We start from the raw sequence: 18,979 nt of genomic DNA, 5'->3' as shown, positions 1-18,979 counted from the left end.
CCGATTACCTATTCGACGAGAAGGTGAACATGGACTGAAGCGCATACATCACGCGGTCCAACAAAAAGCCGATGATCCCGATGGTGAAGACCGCCACCATGATCTTGGCCAAGGACTGGCTGGAGCCGTTTTGGAATTCATCCCAGACGAATTTGCCCAAACCGGGGTTCTGTGCCAGCATTTCCGCAGCAATCAGAACCATCCAGCCCACACCAAGGCTCAGGCGCAGACCGGTAAAGATCAGCGGCAGCGCGGAAGGCAGCACCAGTTTGGTGATCTTGGTCCATGTGTTCATCTTCAGAACGCGGCTTACGCTCACCAGATCTTTGTCGATGCTTGCAACCCCGAGGGAGGTGTTGATCAACGTGGGCCAAAGCGAACACAGCGTAACCGTGATGGCGGAAATCAGGAACGACTTGGAAAACATGCCGTCATTGCTGGCATAAAGCGCCGAGACGATCATGGTCACAATCGGCAACCACGCAAGCGGCGAGACAGGTTTGAAAATCTGGATCAGCGGGTTCAGCGCGGCATTGGCCGTCTTGGACAGGCCCGCAGCGATGCCCAGCGGGATCGCAATGAAGGCAGCAATCAAAAAGCCGAAGAAGACGGTTTTGATCGAGGTCCAGATTTGCGCGTAATAGGTGGGGCGGCCCGTATAGACGCGCTCTTTGACACGGTCTTCTTGGCCGTCTGCAATCAGCTTGGCGTTGCGGGCGTCTTGGCGCTCATAAAAGGCGGCTTCTTTTTCGCGCTCGCGCACGGCGTCGGCATTCAGGCTTTTGGCCTGCTCCCAAACCTGCGCAGGGCCGGGAACCGCGCCCAGTGATGTTTGAACCTTGGGGGCCAATGTGCCCCATGCCATCAGGAAAATGGCAATCGCCAAAAGAGGCACGCCCAGCAGGCGCCAAATCTCGCCGACCTGCGCACGCGGGTTATCCCCTGCGGCGGCTTTCAGGATCGGGGTTAACCATGCAAGGCCAAGCACCTGAAACCAGCTGTCGGCCTTGTTGATGCGGGTGAACAAACGGGCGCGTTTTGCCTCGCGCTCGGCTGCGTTCAACTGTGATGGGTCAATAGCGGTCATGTCTGGGCCTCTCATGGCGGGTGAACAGTGCTGCGGTACAGCGATGTACATGCTGTGCACGGGCTGTGTACGGTGTGTGACTCTTGGTATGTCGTAAGTATTCCGCGCCGCAGCGTGCCTGCTTTTTGAGCAAAGGACAGTGCTGCGGCGCGGCGTTTAGGGAAGAAAGTTAGCCTTTGACTTCGTTGTTAACGATCGTCTGGTTCCCTTTCAGGCCGATTGGCAGGCTGTCGAGGTAGGCATTCGGGGTGCGACCGTCAAAGCCGATGCCGTCAATGATGTCGGCGGCTGGTGTCGGTGCCTTGAAGCCGTCGCTATCCATCGGGAAGTCGGCTGCATCGGCCAAGTCTTCATCAACCAACAGTTTGGCTGCCTCAACATAGATGTCAGGGCGGTAGACGGATTTAGCGGTCTCGATGAACCATTCGTCGGACTTGGGCTCTGCAATCTGGCCCCAGCGGCGCATCTGGCTCAGGTACCAGATCGCGTCGGAGTAGAAGGGGTAGGTTGCGTGGTGACGGAAGAACACGTTGAAGTCAGGCGCTGGGCGACGGTCGCCTTTTTCGAACTCGAAGAAACCGGTCATGGAGTTCGCGATCACATCTGCATCGGCTCCCACATACTCGGAGCGCGACAGGATTTCGACGGCTTCTTCGCGGTTGGCGTTGTCGTTTTCATCCAGCCACATGGCGGCACGGATCAGTGCTTTTGTCAGAGCCAGTGTCGTGTTGGGGTTTTCATCCGCGAATTCCTTGGTGATGCCAAAGACCTTCTCGGGGTTGTTCTTCCACATGTCATAGTCGGTGATCACCGGCACGCCGATGCCTTTGAAAACCGCCTGCTGGTTCCATGGCTCACCTACGGCGTAGCCATAGATTGTGCCGGCTTCCATCGTGGCGGGCATTTGTGGCGGAGGCGTCACGGAAAGGAAAACATCCGCGCCAATTGTGCCTGTTACATCTTCAGGAGAGTAGTAACCGGGCTGCAAACCACCCGCTGCCAGCCAATACCGTATCTCGTAATTGTGGGTGGAAACAGGGAATACCATGCCCATGTTGAAGGGTAGGCCCTCGTCTTTATATTCTTCTACAACAGGCAGCAGTGCTTCGGCGCTGATGGGGTGCTGTGGACGGCCGTCTTCCATCTTGGGAACATTTGGCTTCATCTTATCCCAGATCTCGTTCGAGACCGTGATGGCGTTGCCGTTGAGGTCCATCGAGAAAGGCGTGATGATATGCGCTTCGGTGCCATAGCCGATTGTCGCGGCCAGTGGTTGACCCGCAAGCATATGCGCGCCGTCCAGTTGGCCGTCGATAACGCCGTCCAGCAGAACTTTCCAGTTTGCCTGCGCCTCAAGGGTCACAAATAGGCCTTCGTCCTCGAAATAGCCGTTCTCATAGGCCACAGCCAGCGGGGCCATGTCGGTGAGTTTAATGAAACCGAATGTCAGCTCGTCTTTTTCAAGATCAAGCAATTCAGCGTATGAGGCCGTGGCCATCAGGCTGGTGGCCGCAAGGGCAAAGGAGAATTTTGAAATCATCAGTTGTGTCCTGTTGGTTAGAATGGGCAGGGCCCGCAAAACGAAAAAAGCCACACGTAAGCATCACGGAAAGTTCCATGTTTCTTACGAGCGGCTTTGCTCTCGGGAGGTTTCCGCCGTCATTGGCGGAATGAACTCGGGCAGCAGCGCCCGAGGTGTTGCATTGATGTTTTATGAAGCGTCGGACGAAATCAAATAATTTCCGCACTGCCGCATGGATTGCGGCGCCCGCATGGCAGGTTTGCCCATTTATTCACCGCTAGGTGCGGTGAAATCGAAGGTTCTGCCGTCAAAGAAAGCATCTGGCGCAAGAATCATCTCGCCGCGAGAGGAGGCAACCGCCGTCGGCTCGGCGATGGCACCTTCGACTTTTTCGGAGGCACCGGGCAGGTCGGTGCCGATAGGGCCAAGGTATGCGCGGTACAGATCGCTGCGGAAACATTGCTTAGCCTGCGCGATGCCTGCCTCATCCGCACCCAGCTGTGCCGCGATCCACGCCGCCTGACTGCGCCATGGGAAGGAAGCCGCATGGTTGTGGAACATCAAGAAACGCTCGACCACCGTCGGGGCACCGCCTTGCGCCAAGGTCAGCACGCCGGTCACCGCAGGTTCGATCACCTCGGGTGACAGGTTGAGGTGTTCGCTGCGGCCCAGAATTTCGACGGCTAATGGTTTGTTTTTGTCCATATCCAACCAGCGCGCCGCTTGGGATATAGCGCGCATCAGGCGGCGCACGGAATCGGGGTTCTCTTCAACCCAGTCATGGCGCGCGGCCAGTACCTTTTCGGGGGCAAAGCCCCAGACATGCCGCCCCGCCATCGCGATGGTGCCTGCATTGCGCCCGACAATGGCGCTGCCCCATGGTTCTCCGACCCAAAAGGCATCAACGTGCCCTTGGGCCACCGCATCGGCCATACGCGGTGGGGGAACTGTGATAATTTCGACCTGCAGATCAGGCGCAGAGGCGGTCCAATAAGACAGCAACAACCGGTGCATAGAATAGGGAAACGGCACGCCCACACGCAGCGGTCGGGGACCATTGGCGCAAAGCGCGCGCAGCAGGGCCTGCGGGTCGCCAAAAGGCACAGGGCCCAGATCCGCGGCCAGCCGCGTAGAGACACCAAAGACTGTCCCGTTTGCGGAAAGCCCCATCAGGCTGTCGATCTGCGCAGGCAAACCACCAAGCCCCAGCGACATAGCCACGGGCAGGGGCGACAACATTTGCGCTGCGTCCAGATGCCCCAGTGCAAGCATATCGCGCAGTGCCGACCATGACGGCTGACGGATCAGGTTCAAATCTAACCCTTCTTCGGAAGCAAACCCCAACTCGCGCGCGATGATCAGTGGCGCGCAATCAACTAGCGGGACATAGCCGCAATTCAGAACGGTATGGCTCATGACAGCAAATCCGATGCGGTAACCAAAGCCTGGGCCACGTCAATTACCTTGCGCCCCTGATCCATCGCAGTCTTGCGCAACAATTTATATGCGTCATCTTCGGTCACGTCGCGGCGACGCATCAAAATACCCTTGGCGCGGTCGATGGTTTTGCGATCCTCCAGCGCCTGTTTGGCCGCTTCCAGTTCTGATTGCATCTGACGCGTTATCTGGAACCGCGCGATGGCGGTTTCGATCACCGATTTGATACGGTTCATCTGCAACCCGTCGACAACATAGGCGCTGACCCCTGCGGCAAGGGCGGCCTGCGTCAGGTCCCGATCGGTTTGATCCACAAACATCGCAACGGCGCGTGCTTTGGTGTCGGACACGGCCCCGATATGTTCAAGCGTGTCGCGGTCAGGGTTGGCCATATCGATCAAAACAATATCGGGCGCATGTTCGGCGATGGACCGTTCCAGCCCGGACACTTGCGCAATCGCGTGTACATCGCTCCACCCTGCGTCCAGCAACGCGTCGGTGATGTTCTTTGCGCGGGTGCTATCTGCTTCAACAACAAGGATACGAAGATCTTTTCTCATGCCACCGAGGTATACGGCCCAAAGCGCAACGGCTATCTTTTGGGCGCTCAAAACCACACGTAATTTCAAGAACGTCCATTCTTTAGGCATTTGTGGTGCGGTAGGATCGGTTGCGCCGGTGGCAAGGCCACGAGCGGTGTTCAGCAGACGGGATTTTGTGCCGGCGCAGGGAGTGTTTGCGTGCAAGGCCACGACCGCTATGGTGCCACCAACACAAAGCTGCAAAATGCAGTGCCCTTGGGAGGGGGTCGTTATATGCCAGTGCTGGATGAGGACCGGTTGTTTCCGGTGGACGGCCATGTGCGCGGGATTGCCCGCAGGCTTTATCATGAGGTCAGGCACCTGCCGATCATCAGCCCTCATGGCCACACTGATCCGCGCTGGTTTGCGGAAAACGAGGCCTTCCCCGATCCTGCGCAATTGTTTGTCACGCCGGATCATTATGTCTTTCGCATGTTGCATTCGCAGGGCATCCCGCTGGAGGCATTGGGCGTGCCGCGCAGTGATGGCGGCGCGGTAGAGAGCGATCCCCGCAAGATCTGGCGTTTGTTCGCGCAGAACTATCATCTATTCCGTGCGACCCCTTCGCAGCTTTGGCTGGATCATGCGTTTGAAAATGTCTTTGGTGTCACTGAACGGCTGAGCCTTGAGACAGCCGACAGTATCTATGACCAGATTAACCTGCAGCTAACCCAAGAGGAGTTCCTCCCGCGCGCCTTGTTTGAGCGGTTCGGGATTGAGGCGCTCTCAACCACCGAGAGCGCGTTGGATGATCTGCGCTGGCACAAGATGGTCCGCGCCAGCGGTTGGGGCGGGCGGGTGATCACCACCTACCGGCCTGATGCGGTGATTGATCCTGAATTTGAAGGGTTTGCCGAAAATCTGCGCCTCTTCGGAGAACTGACGGGAGAGGACACGAGCACATGGGACGGCTATCTAGCCGCTCACCGCAACCGTCGTGCGTATTTCCGCGATGTAGGAGGTGCCACAGCCAGCGATCACGGCCACCCGAGCGCCCGCACCGAAGACCTCCCTCCCGAGGCCGCCGCCGCGCTGTTTGATAAAATGCGTACAGGGACTTTTAGCCCTGAGGAGGCAGATGCCTTTCGCGGTCAAATGCTGACCGAGATGGCGCGGATGAGCCTTGAGGATGGGCTGGTGTTGCAAATCCACGCAGGCTCAACCCGCAACCACGCAGGCGACGTGGCTGCGCAGTTTGGTCGGGACAAAGGGTTCGATATTCCCGCGCGCACGGATTATGTGCACGCATTGCGCCCGTTGTTGAATGCGGTGGGGCGCGCGCAGGGGCTGACGGTGATTGTCTTCACGCTGGATGAAAGCAGCTATGCCCGTGAGCTGGCCCCGCTGGCGGGTGTCTACCCCGCGCTCAAACTGGGGCCGCCATGGTGGTTCCATGACAGTTATGAAGGCATGATGCGGTTTCGCGAAATGACGACCGAGACGGCGGGCTTTTATAATACTGTCGGCTTTAATGACGACACGCGGGCGTTCTGTTCGATACCTGCACGCCATGATGTGGCACGGCGGGTGGATTGCGCCTATCTTGCGGGGCTGGTTGCTACGGGCCGGCTGGATGCGCGCGATGCGCCTGAGGTTGCTTATGATCTGTCTTACGGCTTGGCCAAAAAGGCGTATCGGTTATGACGCGTCCGGCGACGGGTATTGTGCATCTGGGATTGGGCGCATTCTTTCGCGCCTTTGGCTGTGTCTATGTAGCTGATGCGATGGCGGCCTCTGGCGGGGATTGGGGCATTCTGGGTGCCTGCCTGCGCCGTCCTGATACCCGCGATGCGCTGCGCGCGCGGGAGTGGGCCTATAACTGTGTAAGCCTTGCGCCCGACCGTGAAGAGCTGCGCGATATTACGGTGCTGAATGATGTGCTGGTCGCCCCCGAAAATCCGCAGGCGTTGTTGGCGGCGGTGGCCGATCCGCAGGTTAAGATTGTTTCGCTCACGGTGACGGAAAAAGGCTATTGCCATGATCCGGCTACGGGGGCGCTGAATTTTAATCACCCTGACATTCAGCATGATCTGGAAAATCCGCTGCCAGTCTCTGCGCTGGGCTATCTTTTGCGGGGGCTGCAAATGCGCCGCGCGGCGGGCCATGCGCCCTTTACGGTGCTGTGCTGTGATAACCTGCCAGACAATGGCACGCTGCTGCGTGGTTTACTGTTGCAAATGGCCAAGCGGCTGGACCCGCCCCTTGCGGGCTGGATCGAAACCGAAGGGCGTTTCCCCTGCACAATGGTCGACCGGATCACCCCTGCGACCACACAGGCAGATGTGGCGCGGATCAGCGCAGAGCTTGGGTATGAGGAGGCGGCCCCTGTGCTGCATGAACCTTTCGCCCAATGGGTGATCGAGGATGATTTTGTTGGCGGGCAACGGCCGGATTTTGCCGCCGCAGGGGCGGAGATGGTGCAAAGCGTGACCGCCCATGAACACATGAAGCTGCGCATGCTCAATGGTGCCCATTCCGCGCTGGCCTATCTGGGCTATCTGGCGGGACATGAAAGCATCGCCGCTACCGTCGCCGATCCGGCCTTTGCGCGGTACCTGCGCGCGTTATGGGCAGAGATTATGCCAACGGTGCAGCCTCCCGAGGGTGTCGACCTTGAGACTTACGCAGATGCGTTGTTCGCGCGTTTTGCCAATTCGGCCATTCATCACCGCACATGGCAAATCGCGATGGACGGCAGTCAAAAACTGCCGCAGCGATTGTTGGGCACGCTCGAAGACAGGTTGGCGGCAGGGCAGGATGCGCCTGCGCTGATGCTCGCTGTGGCGGCATGGATACGCTACGCGAACGGCATGGATGAGACCGGCACGCCGATTGATCTGCGTGATCCGATGGCTGCACGTTTCCAAGAAATCGCCGCGCAGGGGCTCACGCCTGAGCAGACCGTGGCTGCTTTCCTCGCCCTGCGCGAGGTCTTCCCCGAAAATTTGGCTGCGCAACTGCGCGGTCCCGTCTGCGATGCAGCCCGCCGCCTTTGGGCGATAGGGGCATCCCGGACATTACAGGAGAGTTTCCCATGATCGAGAGTTGGCGCTGGTACGGCGCGCTGGATGACATCACCTTGCCCGAGATTGCACAGACCGGTGCAAAGGGCATTGTCACAGCGCTGCATGAAATCCCTTACGGTGAGGTCTGGGGCGCTGAGGCCATTGCTGCGCGTAATGCGCAGGTGAAGGCCGCAGGTTTCGAGTGGGTCGTGGTAGAGAGCTTGCCGATCCATGAAGATATTAAGAAGGGCACAGGCGATCTTGACCGGCTGTTTGGCACCTACCGGCAGTCTATGGCCAATCTGGCGGCAGAGGGGATCAAGACGATCTGCTATAACTTCATGCCGCTGCTGGATTGGACCCGTACCGATCTGGCAGCACCGGTTGCAGGCGGGGCGACTTGCCTGCGGTTCGAAGCCGTGCGCATGGCGGCGTTCGAAGTGCATATGTTGGGCCGTGAGGCCGCCTGCGATGATTATCCTACTGAGGTGTTGGAAAAAGCCGCTCTGTGGTTTCGGAACTCAACCGATGCGGACCGTAGTGAGCTGTTGAATGCGGTTATGGCGGGTATGCCCGGTGCCTTTGATCGCTATGACATAGAAGGTCTGCGCGGCGCGCTGGCCCGTTATGAAGGTGTCGACCGTGATGCTTTGCGGGCGAACTACAAACGGTTTCTGGATGAGGTCATCCCCACAGCGGAAGAGCTGGGGATGCGTCTTTGTGTGCATCCCGATGATCCGCCGCGTGATATTCTGGGGCTGCCACGCATCGTCTCAAATGGGGATGATCTCGATTGGGTTTTGGCCGCTCATGATAGCCCGGCCAATGGCATCACGCTTTGTGCAGGCTCGCTTGGGGCCAATCCGGTGAATGATGTCCCCGCAATTGCCGCCCGTGTGGCTGAACGCATCCACTTTGCGCATCTGCGCAATGTCCGCAAAGACCCCGATGGCTCATTCGAGGAGGCAGAGCATCTGGAGGGGGATACGGATATGGTCGCGCTGGTTTCTGTCTTGCTGCAAGAGCAAGAGCGCCGCCGTGCGCAGGGGCGCGAAGACCACACAATCGCCTTCCGTCCCGATCATGGCCACCACATGCTGAGCGATCATGCACGCAAGCTGATCCCCGGATATCCGTTGATTGGCCGTTTGCGGGGGCTTGCCGAGATACGCGGTGTCATTAAAGCGCTGGGCGGTTGAAAGGGCGCAAGAAAAAGGCGGCGCTAAACCTCGATAGGGGCCGCCTGACGCCAGCAGTTTAATGAAATATTAAAATTCGCTTGTCGTTTGTAGTAATATTGTCCCTTGAGAAACGCTCGGGTGTGCTAAGGTAGGGGGACGCAATATACGTGAACCGCTTTGAAAATTGGCCTGAAAACATATTTAGCAAGTGTGACTGTGCTGGTGTCCGGCCTGCCAATACTTGTTTTTCTGATGTGGCCCTACTCGTTCTTTTATAATCAAAAGTATGAGGCGGTAGAAGAAAGCCATCTTTTGATGGCGCAGGGCATCGCGACATCTCTTGAACATTACAGCAGCGATCTGGTCGCCGCGATGGAGACTTTTTCGGCCGATATCGTCGAGGGGCGTGCCATTGGTGCACGGCCTATCTTCGAGAACCTTCATTTTTACCGCGTATGCGTTGTGCGCAAAACGGATGGCTTGGTGATCTCGACCTATTTGGGGAATGAAGCCCAATGTGGTATGCGTGTGTCGGCACAAGAACTGGCCACTTTCGAACAGATCACCTCCGACAGTTCTGTTGGATATGGGGGCATTACAGCCTCCGATGGTCCGCCGCTGATGACGGTGATTGCGGATGCCGGCGATTTCTTTGTTCAGGCGGCGGTGCAGACGACGATGTTCCGCGAGCTACAAGAGAATGTCCGGTTCGGCGAGAACGGGCATGCGGTTATCACCGATCACCGTGGCCATATCATCGCTCATCCCTCGACGGATTGGATGGACGAGGGGAAACTGGTCGCCAACCTTCCGATTGTCGAGGCGATGATGCAGCAGATGACAGGCGTCATGACCTTCTCGTCGCCCTATTACGGTGAGGAAATGATTGCGGGCTACACCTTTGCCCGGGGGGCGAATTGGGGCGTCATGGTGGTTCAGCCGGTGTCGGAATTCGGGGCCGTTGAAGCGAGGTTCATGCGCGAGGTCGTGCTGATTTTACTGCTCGGCTTTCTGGGGTCATTATGCGTGGCTTTCTATATGGCACGTGGGACCGAAGCGCGGATCAAGAAAATCCAGAACGTCGTGACCGCCATCGCAAACGGCTTTGACGGAATGCCCTTCGAGGAGCGTAAACGTGGTTTGAACATCAAAGAATTCCAATCCATGGAGACGGGCATAACAACCATGTTCCGCAAGATCAGCGCCAGCGAAACCCGTTATCGCGACTTGTTCGAGAACGTCCCGATTGCCAGCCGCGAAGAGGATCTGTCGGACTTCAAGCAACGTGTGGATGCCTTGGGGATCACGGATGTCGAGATAATGGAAAAATATCTGGATGCGCATCCGGAGTTTATTGTTGGATGTGGAAAATCCATCAAAGTCATAGATGCGAACGCCGCCTCTTTGGCGCTTCATGCTGCCAGCGACATCAGCGAGCTGAACGATATCTTGAAAACAGATTTCAAGGCCGAGTCGCAGAATTTCATTCGGCAGCTGATCATCGCCGCAGTACAGGGAGAGACACGCGGCACAATCGAGACCTCGATCACCGCTATTTCCGGTGAGGTACGGCATCTCATTGCTACGTGGTGCATCCTGTCAGGATATGAGGGAGACTGGTCAAGAAGCCTGATGACCTCGATTGATGTGACCGAACAGCTGGAAGCGGAACGCGCATTGCGCCACGCCCATAAGATGGAGGCGTTGGGGCAGCTCACAGGCGGCATTGCCCATGATTTCAATAACCTTCTCACCGTGATGGGGGGTAATGCAGAGCTGTTGGCGCTTGATCCTTCGCATGAAAGCGATCTGGTCGAACCGATCCAGAACGCCGTAAATCGGGGGGCCGAGTTAACGCAGCGTTTGTTGGCTTTTTCGCGCAAGCAAACCCTTCAACCGCAGTCTATCAATATGCTCGCATTAGCGTCAGAGATGGGAAAAATCCTGCGCCGCACGCTTGGGCCGAATATTGATACCCGCATTCTGGCCAATAAGGATGATCTGTACGCCCATGCCGACCCGGGGCAGGTTGAGGCCGCACTGCTTAACCTTGCGATTAACGCGCGCGATGCGATGCCCAACGGAGGCCTGATAGAGCTGGCGTTTGATCTGGCCCGGCCCGAGGACCTCGAGGGGCTTGAGCTGGAATCTGGCGATTATATCGTTTGCTCTGTTACCGACACCGGTGAAGGCATGTCCGAAGAAACACTAAGCCACGCATTCGAGCCGTTTTTCACCACCAAAGGTGTCGGCAAAGGTAGCGGTTTAGGCTTGTCTATGGTTTACGGCTTTGCCTGCCAGTCGGGCGGCACTGCAACGATAGAAAGCAGTCTTGGACATGGTTCAACGATCCGGATGTTCCTGCCACGGACCGTTGATGCATCGGTTTGTACCGCAAGAGAGATAGAGAGCCCGGCAAATCCGGAGGCAGATGGTTTGCGGGTTCTCGTGCTGGAAGACGATGACGAGGTGATGAAATACCTTGATAAGATGCTGCGCGGCTTTGGTCATCACCCGCTGCGTGCGTCCTCTATTGCTGCTGCGTGGGAAATTGTTGATGCGGGGACCGCGTTTGATCTGTTGCTGTCTGATGTGTTGCTGTCAGGGCCGCAGAAGGGCACCGATTTTGCCAAAGAACTACGCCTGCGCAGTCCGGATTGTCCTGTGATCTTTATCTCGGGTTACCCGAATGCGGACCATATCGAAGGCTGTGATCAAAAGACCGAATGGCTGGCCAAGCCGTTTTCAGGTCGCGAGCTTGCCGAGATGATCATGCGGCTTTGCCCTCATTGATGCCTTTGTTCCTGTGCTTGCGTCAGCTTTTTTGGCTGCGTGCGACCGGGATTATAGTCTGATCAATCAGGGCTAACAGGTCTCCGAAATATCCGGCGCTGCGTGCGGGGCGCGTCGGATCGGATGTCAGCGCAAGGGTGAGTGCCAGATCAGGGAACACACAGATGATTTGCCCGCCATATCCGCGTGCCAGCGCATAATCGGTCTGACCGGCTCGGCCCAGAAACCAGCCATACCCGTACCCCAGACCCGAAAAAACAGACCGCGTGGCCGGTTGGAACGATGCGCGGACCCATGCCTCACTGAGCACTTGGGTGTCGCCGATACGTCCGTCGTTGCGGTACAGCTCGCCAAATCGGGCCATGGCAGAAAGCGTGAGCGCCATCTCGTTGCCGCCCAGATATCGGCCCTGTGGATCACGGGTCCATGCGGGTATGTCGATGCCCAGTGGTTGCCCAAGGCGGCTACGAGCAAGCGACAACAGGCTTTGCCCTGATACATGGGATAAAACCGCACCCAAGACATGTGTGGTTCCCGTAGAATAGAGCATCCCCGCGCCGGGCTTGGCCACCATGGGGCGGGAGAGGGCGTCGGCCACCCAGTTGCTGCTGCTCACCCAGCTGCCGTAGTTCGCCCCTGAAGTGCGCTCCAGCCCCGCCTGCATCGTGATCAGGTTTCTGATGGTGATCGCGGCGACCTCCGGATCGGCACCTGAGGGGATCAGCTCTGGCGCGGTCTCTCCCAGTGTTATGTCCAAAGAGGCGATCTCGCCCCGCGCCAATGCGGTGCCGGTCAAGGCAGCGACGATTGATTTGGACACGGATTTGATCGGCACAGCACGGTCAAGTGTGGGTCCTCTGAACCGTTCAGAGAGGACCTTGCTGCCGTTTTGCAAGATCATCAGGGCATGGCATTGGTCCAGACTGCGGGCATGATCCGCCACCGCCTGCCAGGGCGAGGCCTGCGCCAAAGCGGGGCGGGCTAGAAAGGCGGCACTTGTCGCGATAAAGGCGCGGCGTTCGAGATCAGGCATGAGGCATCCGGTTTGTTTGTGAAAAACATATAGTGCCAAAGCGGGATGGCCACTCAAATCAATGTAATCACTTTGCGGGTGTTGTGTAGCTGACGCTACGAAATGAGGTAAATGCGCCGCCGGTAGGGAACGAGTTTGCTCAGTATACGTTTGCATCAGCAGCGGCAGGGCACAGACAAGCAATCCGCCGCGAAGAAATAACATCAAAGGCATAGCACATGAAAATTCTGATGGTTCTGACCTCGCACGACAAACTGGGCGACACGGGCAACAAAACGGGCTTCTGGCTCGAAGAGTTTGCGGCACCCTATTACGTGTTCAAAGACGCTGGTGCAGATGTCACGCTTGCCTCTCCGCTAGGAGGGCAGCCACCGCTGGACCCCTCCAGTGATGCAGAAGATGCGCAAACCGAGGCAACCAAGCGCTTCAAGGCCGATAACGCCGCGCAGAAAGAGCTGGCCAACACGGTCGTTCTGGACAGCGTCGATGCGGAAGGGTTTGACGCCATCTTTTATCCCGGTGGTCATGGGCCGCTCTGGGATCTGGCAGAGGATGCAGCAAGTATCGCCCTGATCGAAACCTTCGCCGGCAGCAGCCGTCCTGTGGGGGCTGTGTGCCACGCGCCGGCCGTGCTCAAGCACCCCAAGGGCGCAGATGGCAAGCCGTTGGTGTCCGGCAAAACGGTGACCGGTTTCACCAACACCGAAGAAGAGGCCGTTGGGCTGACGCAGGTGGTCCCCTTTCTGGTCGAAGACATGTTGAAGGCGAATGGAGGCGATTATCAAAAGAGTGATGATTGGGCGTCATTTGTGGTGGTGGATGGCAAGCTGGTCACGGGGCAAAATCCCGCCTCGTCCGAGGCCGCGGCAAGAAAATTACTGACACTGATCTAACCGCAGGAAAAATCGAAGACCAAAGAGGGGCAAATGGCATGATGGCTGTTTGCCCCTTTTTTTCGGTCTTGCGCCAGGTGCTGTGTCCGCGACACGGCCCGCAAATGTCGCGTGGCTGTTGGTGCTGTTGCTGCTGCAAAAGACGCGGCGAATCGGGCGTGTTTTTGGTGGCTTTTAGGTGAAATTTACCTGAATTTTTCGCTTCATTTTAGTTGAGTTGCACGGGTCCTCCCGTGACAAAAAGGCGGCCGATGGCAACGCCGCCGCAATCTATGCTGGCCCTCGCCATATTGTGCCAGGTCTTGCCACATTGCAGCCGCGCGTCCGTACGACCTTGGTATGAGGCCCGTCATTTTATCGTTTGAATAAAGGGCTATGCGACCATTGGTGGATGGTGGATTACGATTTGTTCATTCATCTTTGGTCTCATCAGCGGATCATTCCGGTCCCTTCATTTTCGAAAGATATCACACCATGAAAACGACATTCACACGCTCCGCCATCCGCTTTGTCGCGAAAACTTTTGCCAAAGACGAAGATGGTGCCACCGCAATCGAATACGGCCTGTTTGCGGCCCTGATTGGTGCCGTCATTGTTGGCACTGTTGCCACGCTGGGCGGTCAGACAAACGCAGGTTTTGCGGAAATCAGTGGTGAGCTTACGGACGCGGGTATTACTGCTGAGGAATAGATTGCTCCATCAAGACCGGTGCAGTTCTTTTGGGCTGCACCCGTCACCTTCTCCCTCCATGCCTAGGACACAACTCATGCCATTTGATGCCTCAACCCCGACCAGTGTTGCCGCCTATATGTGCTCTGATGAGGGGGCTGCGATTGCCCGCAGTGTTCTGGCGCAAAGCGGCGATGCATCGCAGATGGTTCATGGCGGCGGGCTTACCGGTGCGGCGCGTCTGGGACCTGACGCATTGCACGCGCGTATGGTATTGGCCGAAATCGGCAACACCCCGATTGAAATGGCCTGCGAATGCGTGGCCGAGATTTGTCGCAGCGGTGCGGATTTGATTGTCCTCGGGGGGCAGACTGATCTGGCAACCTACCGCCGTTTGCGCGATGCCGGTGCTAGGGAGTATTTTAACTTTCCCGTCACTGCAGAGGATATCCTTGCAGCGCAAAAGGCGGCACCTTCTCCTGCTTTGAAGCTGGTGCCGCAGGTCGAAGCACCGGCACCGGCAAAATCCCCCTCGATCGCCATCATGGGATCAAACGGCGGTGTGGGGGCAAGCCTGCTGGCGCAAAATCTCGCGTTCTTTGGTTCTGCGGCGAAGGGGCCGGATCGCCGTGTGGCGCTTTTGGATGCGGATGTGCAATTCGGCACACAGGCCATTGATCTGGATCGGGACGGTACCGCAGGTCTGTTTGAGGCGCTGATGGCACCTGACCGTATTGACGAGACGTTCATCAACGCCACGATGGATCACATCACTCCGCGCCTGTCGCTTTATTCGAACCAGATCGGGGCAGGGCAGGATGCCGCGTCTTTTGAGCCGGGTCTGGGCCGCCTGATTGCGCCGCTGTGCACAAGCTTCGATGTGGTCCTGACGGATTTGCCACGAGGCCAGCTGCTTGGGCGGCCCGAGCTGGCGGATGCCATTGATACGCTTGTCCTGCTTATCCCCGCAGGTTTTTCAGGTGTGAATGCAGCAAGCCGTTTGATCAACCGTGTCCAGACGCAGAATCCGGGTTTGCGTATTGTGCCTGTTCTGTCCGATTTGCGGCGCGATGCCGGTCTGTCTGCAAAAGACATCAAGACGATTATCGGTATGGATGTGGCCGCCACCCTGCCGCGCTGTGACACTGTGATGACCCGCGCGCATCGCGCCGCCAAACCCGTTGTCCAGCATCAGCCGCGCGGTGCCTATGCCAAGGCTGTCGGCCAAATCTGGCAAGCCGCAATCACAACCCCTGATCCCGAAACGGCGACATCCAAACCGCTGTTGCGGAGATTGTTTGGATGAACATCCCGCTGCCGAAATCTTCACTTGAAGATGCATTGCCACTTGTTTTGTCCGTGGCGGGGCGGATCGATGCCGAAGGTCTCTCGGCGGCGGAGCGGGCGAATGTGGCCATCACCCATTTGATGGAGACATCTGATGTTGTCTGGCCGATGTCGCTACAGCGCGACATCCTTGCCCGTGCAACAGCAGCGTTGCAAAGGGCGCAGCCGCGCAGCGCGCCGCAACCTGCGGTTCGTGCTGTCGCACCCGTCGCCCCGCCTGCGGAACCGGTTGCAAAGGCTACAGCGCCGCGCGAGATATCAAACAGCTTGATGACGCTGGCCAATGAGGTTGTGCAGGCGCTGTCCGAAATCCTCGATTTCTCCGATCTTGCGGCGCTGACCCGTGCCGAGCAGGAAAAGCAGATCAACGAGGCGATTATCGCCCTGTCCGAAGAACGCAAAATGCACCTCAACGGGCGGGAGGTATCGGATCTGGTGGTGGCTGTCTTGGCCGATATGCTGGGCCTTGGCCCGCTTGAGGCGCTGCTGGCAGATGACCGCGTGACCGATATTATGGTGAACGGGCCGCATCAGGTCTATGTGGAACGCGGTGGCAAGCTTGAGCTTACCGGTGTGAAATTTCGCGATAATGCGCATGTTTTCGCTGTGGCGAGCCGGATTGTCGCGGCTGTTGGCCGCCGCATTGATGAATCCCAGCCGATGGTTGATGCCCGCCTTAAGGATGGCAGCCGTGTCAACGTTGCGGTGCCGCCGCTGGCCATTGATGGTCCTACCATCACCATCCGTAAATTCCCTAAGAACCCTGTCAAACTTGACGCCTTGGTGGAAGGCGGCAGCATGACCGCACAAATGGCCGCGTTTCTGGGATTGGCCGCCTATCTGCGTTTGAATATTCTGGTGTCGGGCGGGACGGGTTCGGGGAAAACCACGCTGATGAACGCGATGTCACAGTTCATCCCCGAGGGAGAGCGGCTTGTCACGATCGAGGACGCTGCAGAGCTGCGGTTTCAGCAACCTCATGTTGTCCGGTTCGAGACGCGCCCGCCGAATGTAGAAGGCACCGGCGAAGTCACCATGCGGACCTTGGTGCGCAACGCGCTGCGGATGCGGCCGGACCGTATCATTATTGGTGAAATCCGTGGGGACGAGGTGCTTGATCTGTTGCAAGCGATGAACACCGGCCACGATGGGTCGATGAGCACACTACACGCGAATTCACCACGTGAGGCATTGACCCGGGTGGAGAGCATGGCAGCACTTGCCGGTTTTGCGCCGGGAGCGGGGGTTGTGCGCCGTCAACTTGCCGATGCGGTGCATCTGGTGGTGCAGGTGTCGCGCATGCGTGACGGCAAGCGCCGGATCACCTCCATTTCCGAGATCGCAGGGCTTGCCGGAGATACGATCACTTTGCAGGACCTTTTTGTGTTCGAAGCCGACGCGTCGAGCACCCGCACACAGATCAATGGCGGTTTCCGCTCTACCGGTTTCAAACCCAAATTCGCCAGCCGCGCCGCCGATTATGGTGTCGCCGATGACCTGAATACCATTTTGGGGATATCGGTGTGAATTATAGTTTGGTTCTGTTCGCGGTTTTGTCGGTCGTCTTTCTCGGGGCGGTTTTGTGGCTTGTGGTGCTTGCTGATCGCCAGCGCCGCCGCCACATTGCGCGGCTGCACCGTTTGCGCCCCGACGCGGGCGTTGTGATGCCGGCACCGCGGCGATCTTCGTTCGAGAAACCTGCACAAAACGGCATTGTACGTCTTATCGAAGCCGAGCTGGCGCAAACCAACCTGCGGGTGAGTGTGAATGAGCTTGTGGTGCAGGTCTCCGTTGGGGTGCTTGGGCTATATGGGGTGTCTGTCTTGCTGTTGGGCTTGTCGCCTTTGCTCGCTGTGCTGGTTGCTGTGCTGTTACCTCTGACGCTTGCAGCTTTGGTCTTGCGCATCGCTAAGGCGCGCTACCGCGCCACGTTCACCGAAAATCTGCCTGAGGCCCTGGACGTTTTTGCACGTGGCCTGCGTGCAGGGCGCCCTGTGTCAAACTCTCTCTCGATTGTGGTTGAAAGCAGCGAAGGGGCCATTTTGCGCGAATTCTCCCGTTGTCATAACGAGATTTGCATGGGGACGAGCCTGCCGGAAAGCCTTGCAAGGCTTTCGGCGCGTATCCAGACACCGGAAGTGAGCTTTTTTGCTGTAGCAACCGCGCTTCAGGCCGAAACTGGTGGCAATCTGATCGAGACGATGGAGGGACTTGCCAACCAATTGCGCGCGCGGCGCCAGCTGCGCAAGAAGGCTCGCGCGCTTACGTCCGAAGTTCGTGCGAGCACGATTATCCTCGCGTCTTTGCCCTTTGTTGTGTTGCTTGCCATCGGGGTGCTGAATGCCGGCTACCTTGAGCCGCTTTATAACGACCCGCGCGGCCGTATCATGGCTGCCGCAGCCGTCACCAGTATCGGGGTGGGCATCTTTATGATGACCCGCATGGGCAAGCTTGATGTCTGACGTTCTGGTGCATTCTACTTACTGGCTGGCCTTTGGGGGCCTCGCGCTGACATTGTGCGGTTTCGGTGCGCTGCTCCATCTTGAACGGCAGCGCAGTGTTCTGGCCGGCCGGCTGCTTCGTGCCGCGGGCAAGGGACAATCACGGGCAAGCAGGGCACGGGATCAGGCGCAGTCGGGCAGCCTTGCCTATTGGTTCGGTCGTTTGCGCAGCCTGATGGCACTCATGGGCGAGCGGCTTTCGGTGATTTCGGGTGGCGAGGCCCGGGAGACAGCGGCGCTGTTGTCTTCGGCTGGATACCGTAGCCGCGATGCCTTGTTGATTTATGCATTTCTAAAAACCGTGCTGCCGGTGGCTGCTGTGATGTTCGGGGTTGTATGGCTGTTTCTGACACAATCCTTCGGCATCACCATGGTCATACCTGCAGCGAAAGTCATCGCCGTTGCACTAGGCCTGTCCAAAGCTGTGGATTGGGTTGTGAATGACAAACGCAAAAAGCGACTTGCGCTGATCCGGGGTGGCTTTCCTGATATGCTTGAACTGCTGGTCATCTCTTCGGAGGCGGGGCTAGGCCCGCAACCGGCGCTACAGCGCGTGGCGGTTGAACTGACCCCGACCAGTCCTGAACTTGCCCGCGAAATCCTGCAAATGGTTTCTGAAATGCGTATGACCAATGACCGTCGTGGCGCCTATGAAAAACTGAAAACCCGTGTGCCGCTGCCGGAAATCGGCATTTTCACACAGACGCTGGACCAGTCGGACACCTATGGCACGCCTTTCTCGCGGGCCATGCGGACCTTGATCGAAGAACAGCGCGCAAACCGTCTTATGGCTGTCGAGGAAAAAGCTGCGCGGCTTCCCGTTCTGATGACGGTTCCGCTGATTTTTTGCATTATGCCTGCTGTGTTTGTTGTGCTGATCGGTCCTGCCGTGCTCAGCGTGTTTGACAACATCATCAAGGGAGGTTGATC

General features: G+C 57.8%; 15 protein-coding genes. 10 read left to right on the top strand and 5 right to left on the bottom strand.

The window, feature by feature from the left end; genetic code table 11:
• Positions 1-4: 4 nt before the first annotated feature.
• The 4 genes from ABJM03_RS07115 to ABJM03_RS07100 all read right to left on the bottom strand — a co-directional run bounded on the left by ABJM03_RS07115 (position 5) and on the right by ABJM03_RS07100 (position 4,606).
• Positions 5-1,087 (bottom strand): ABC transporter permease, encoded by a 1,083-nt coding sequence (locus ABJM03_RS07115; RefSeq protein ID WP_348416707.1) that lies wholly within the window; start codon positions 1,085-1,087, stop codon positions 5-7.
• 169 nt (positions 1,088-1,256) lie between these two features.
• Positions 1,257-2,627 (bottom strand): CmpA/NrtA family ABC transporter substrate-binding protein, encoded by a 1,371-nt coding sequence (locus ABJM03_RS07110; RefSeq protein ID WP_348416706.1) that lies wholly within the window; start codon positions 2,625-2,627, stop codon positions 1,257-1,259.
• Between the two features lie 249 nt (positions 2,628-2,876).
• Positions 2,877-4,025 (bottom strand): CmpA/NrtA family ABC transporter substrate-binding protein, encoded by a 1,149-nt coding sequence (locus ABJM03_RS07105; protein ID WP_348416704.1) that lies wholly within the window; start codon positions 4,023-4,025, stop codon positions 2,877-2,879.
• Positions 4,022-4,606 (bottom strand): ANTAR domain-containing protein, encoded by a 585-nt coding sequence (locus ABJM03_RS07100; protein WP_348416703.1) that lies wholly within the window; start codon positions 4,604-4,606, stop codon positions 4,022-4,024. The genes ABJM03_RS07105 and ABJM03_RS07100 overlap by 4 nt, the downstream gene beginning before the upstream one ends.
• Before the next feature lie 255 nt (positions 4,607-4,861).
• Here ABJM03_RS07100 and uxaC point away from each other — a divergent pair, with 255 nt between their 5' ends.
• The 4 genes from uxaC (at position 4,862) to ABJM03_RS07080 (ending at position 11,606) form a co-directional block, all read left to right on the top strand.
• Complete coding sequence (gene uxaC, locus ABJM03_RS07095; protein WP_348416811.1) at positions 4,862-6,271, top strand: glucuronate isomerase; 1,410 nt, start codon at positions 4,862-4,864, stop codon at positions 6,269-6,271.
• Positions 6,268-7,665, top strand: a complete 1,398-nt coding sequence (locus tag ABJM03_RS07090; protein ID WP_348416702.1) for a mannitol dehydrogenase family protein — start codon at positions 6,268-6,270, stop codon at positions 7,663-7,665. The genes uxaC and ABJM03_RS07090 overlap by 4 nt, the downstream gene beginning before the upstream one ends.
• A complete protein-coding gene (uxuA, locus tag ABJM03_RS07085; protein WP_348416701.1) occupies positions 7,662-8,831 on the top strand; it encodes a mannonate dehydratase in 1,170 nt (389 codons plus the stop codon). The genes ABJM03_RS07090 and uxuA overlap by 4 nt, the downstream gene beginning before the upstream one ends.
• A 204-nt stretch (positions 8,832-9,035) precedes the next feature.
• The gene (locus tag ABJM03_RS07080; protein WP_348416700.1) at positions 9,036-11,606 is read left to right on the top strand and encodes an ATP-binding protein; all 2,571 of its coding nucleotides are present in this window, start codon (positions 9,036-9,038) and stop codon (positions 11,604-11,606) included.
• Between the two features lie 22 nt (positions 11,607-11,628).
• On the opposite strand, the gene ABJM03_RS07075 is transcribed toward ABJM03_RS07080, so the two are convergent.
• The gene (locus tag ABJM03_RS07075) at positions 11,629-12,639 is read right to left on the bottom strand and encodes a serine hydrolase (protein WP_348416699.1); all 1,011 of its coding nucleotides are present in this window, start codon (positions 12,637-12,639) and stop codon (positions 11,629-11,631) included.
• A gap of 218 nt (positions 12,640-12,857) precedes the next feature.
• Between ABJM03_RS07075 and ABJM03_RS07070 the strand changes: the two genes are divergently transcribed.
• The 6 genes from ABJM03_RS07070 to ABJM03_RS07045 all read left to right on the top strand — a co-directional run bounded on the left by ABJM03_RS07070 (position 12,858) and on the right by ABJM03_RS07045 (position 18,977).
• On the top strand, positions 12,858-13,532 hold the full coding sequence (locus ABJM03_RS07070) for a type 1 glutamine amidotransferase domain-containing protein (protein ID WP_348416698.1): 675 nt from the start codon (positions 12,858-12,860) through the stop codon (positions 13,530-13,532).
• A 474-nt stretch (positions 13,533-14,006) separates the two neighbouring features.
• Complete coding sequence (locus tag ABJM03_RS07065) at positions 14,007-14,222, top strand: Flp family type IVb pilin (RefSeq protein WP_348416697.1); 216 nt, start codon at positions 14,007-14,009, stop codon at positions 14,220-14,222.
• A gap of 76 nt (positions 14,223-14,298) precedes the next feature.
• A complete protein-coding gene (locus ABJM03_RS07060) occupies positions 14,299-15,507 on the top strand; it encodes a hypothetical protein (protein WP_348416695.1) in 1,209 nt (402 codons plus the stop codon).
• Complete coding sequence (locus ABJM03_RS07055; protein WP_348416694.1) at positions 15,504-17,075, top strand: CpaF family protein; 1,572 nt, start codon at positions 15,504-15,506, stop codon at positions 17,073-17,075. The genes ABJM03_RS07060 and ABJM03_RS07055 overlap by 4 nt, the downstream gene beginning before the upstream one ends.
• Positions 17,072-18,010, top strand: coding sequence for a type II secretion system F family protein (locus ABJM03_RS07050; RefSeq protein WP_348416693.1), 939 nt, complete (start codon positions 17,072-17,074; stop codon positions 18,008-18,010). The genes ABJM03_RS07055 and ABJM03_RS07050 overlap by 4 nt, the downstream gene beginning before the upstream one ends.
• Positions 18,003-18,977, top strand: a complete 975-nt coding sequence (locus tag ABJM03_RS07045) for a type II secretion system F family protein (protein ID WP_348416692.1) — start codon at positions 18,003-18,005, stop codon at positions 18,975-18,977. The genes ABJM03_RS07050 and ABJM03_RS07045 overlap by 8 nt, the downstream gene beginning before the upstream one ends.
• Positions 18,978-18,979: the final 2 nt, after the last annotated feature.

The sequence above is a fragment of the Sulfitobacter sp. genome, from assembly GCF_039977885.1.
In the GTDB taxonomy this organism is placed as follows: domain Bacteria; phylum Pseudomonadota; class Alphaproteobacteria; order Rhodobacterales; family Rhodobacteraceae; genus Sulfitobacter.
Note: the sequence above shows the minus strand (reverse complement) of the source record. Positions and strands in the feature narration are given on the sequence as shown.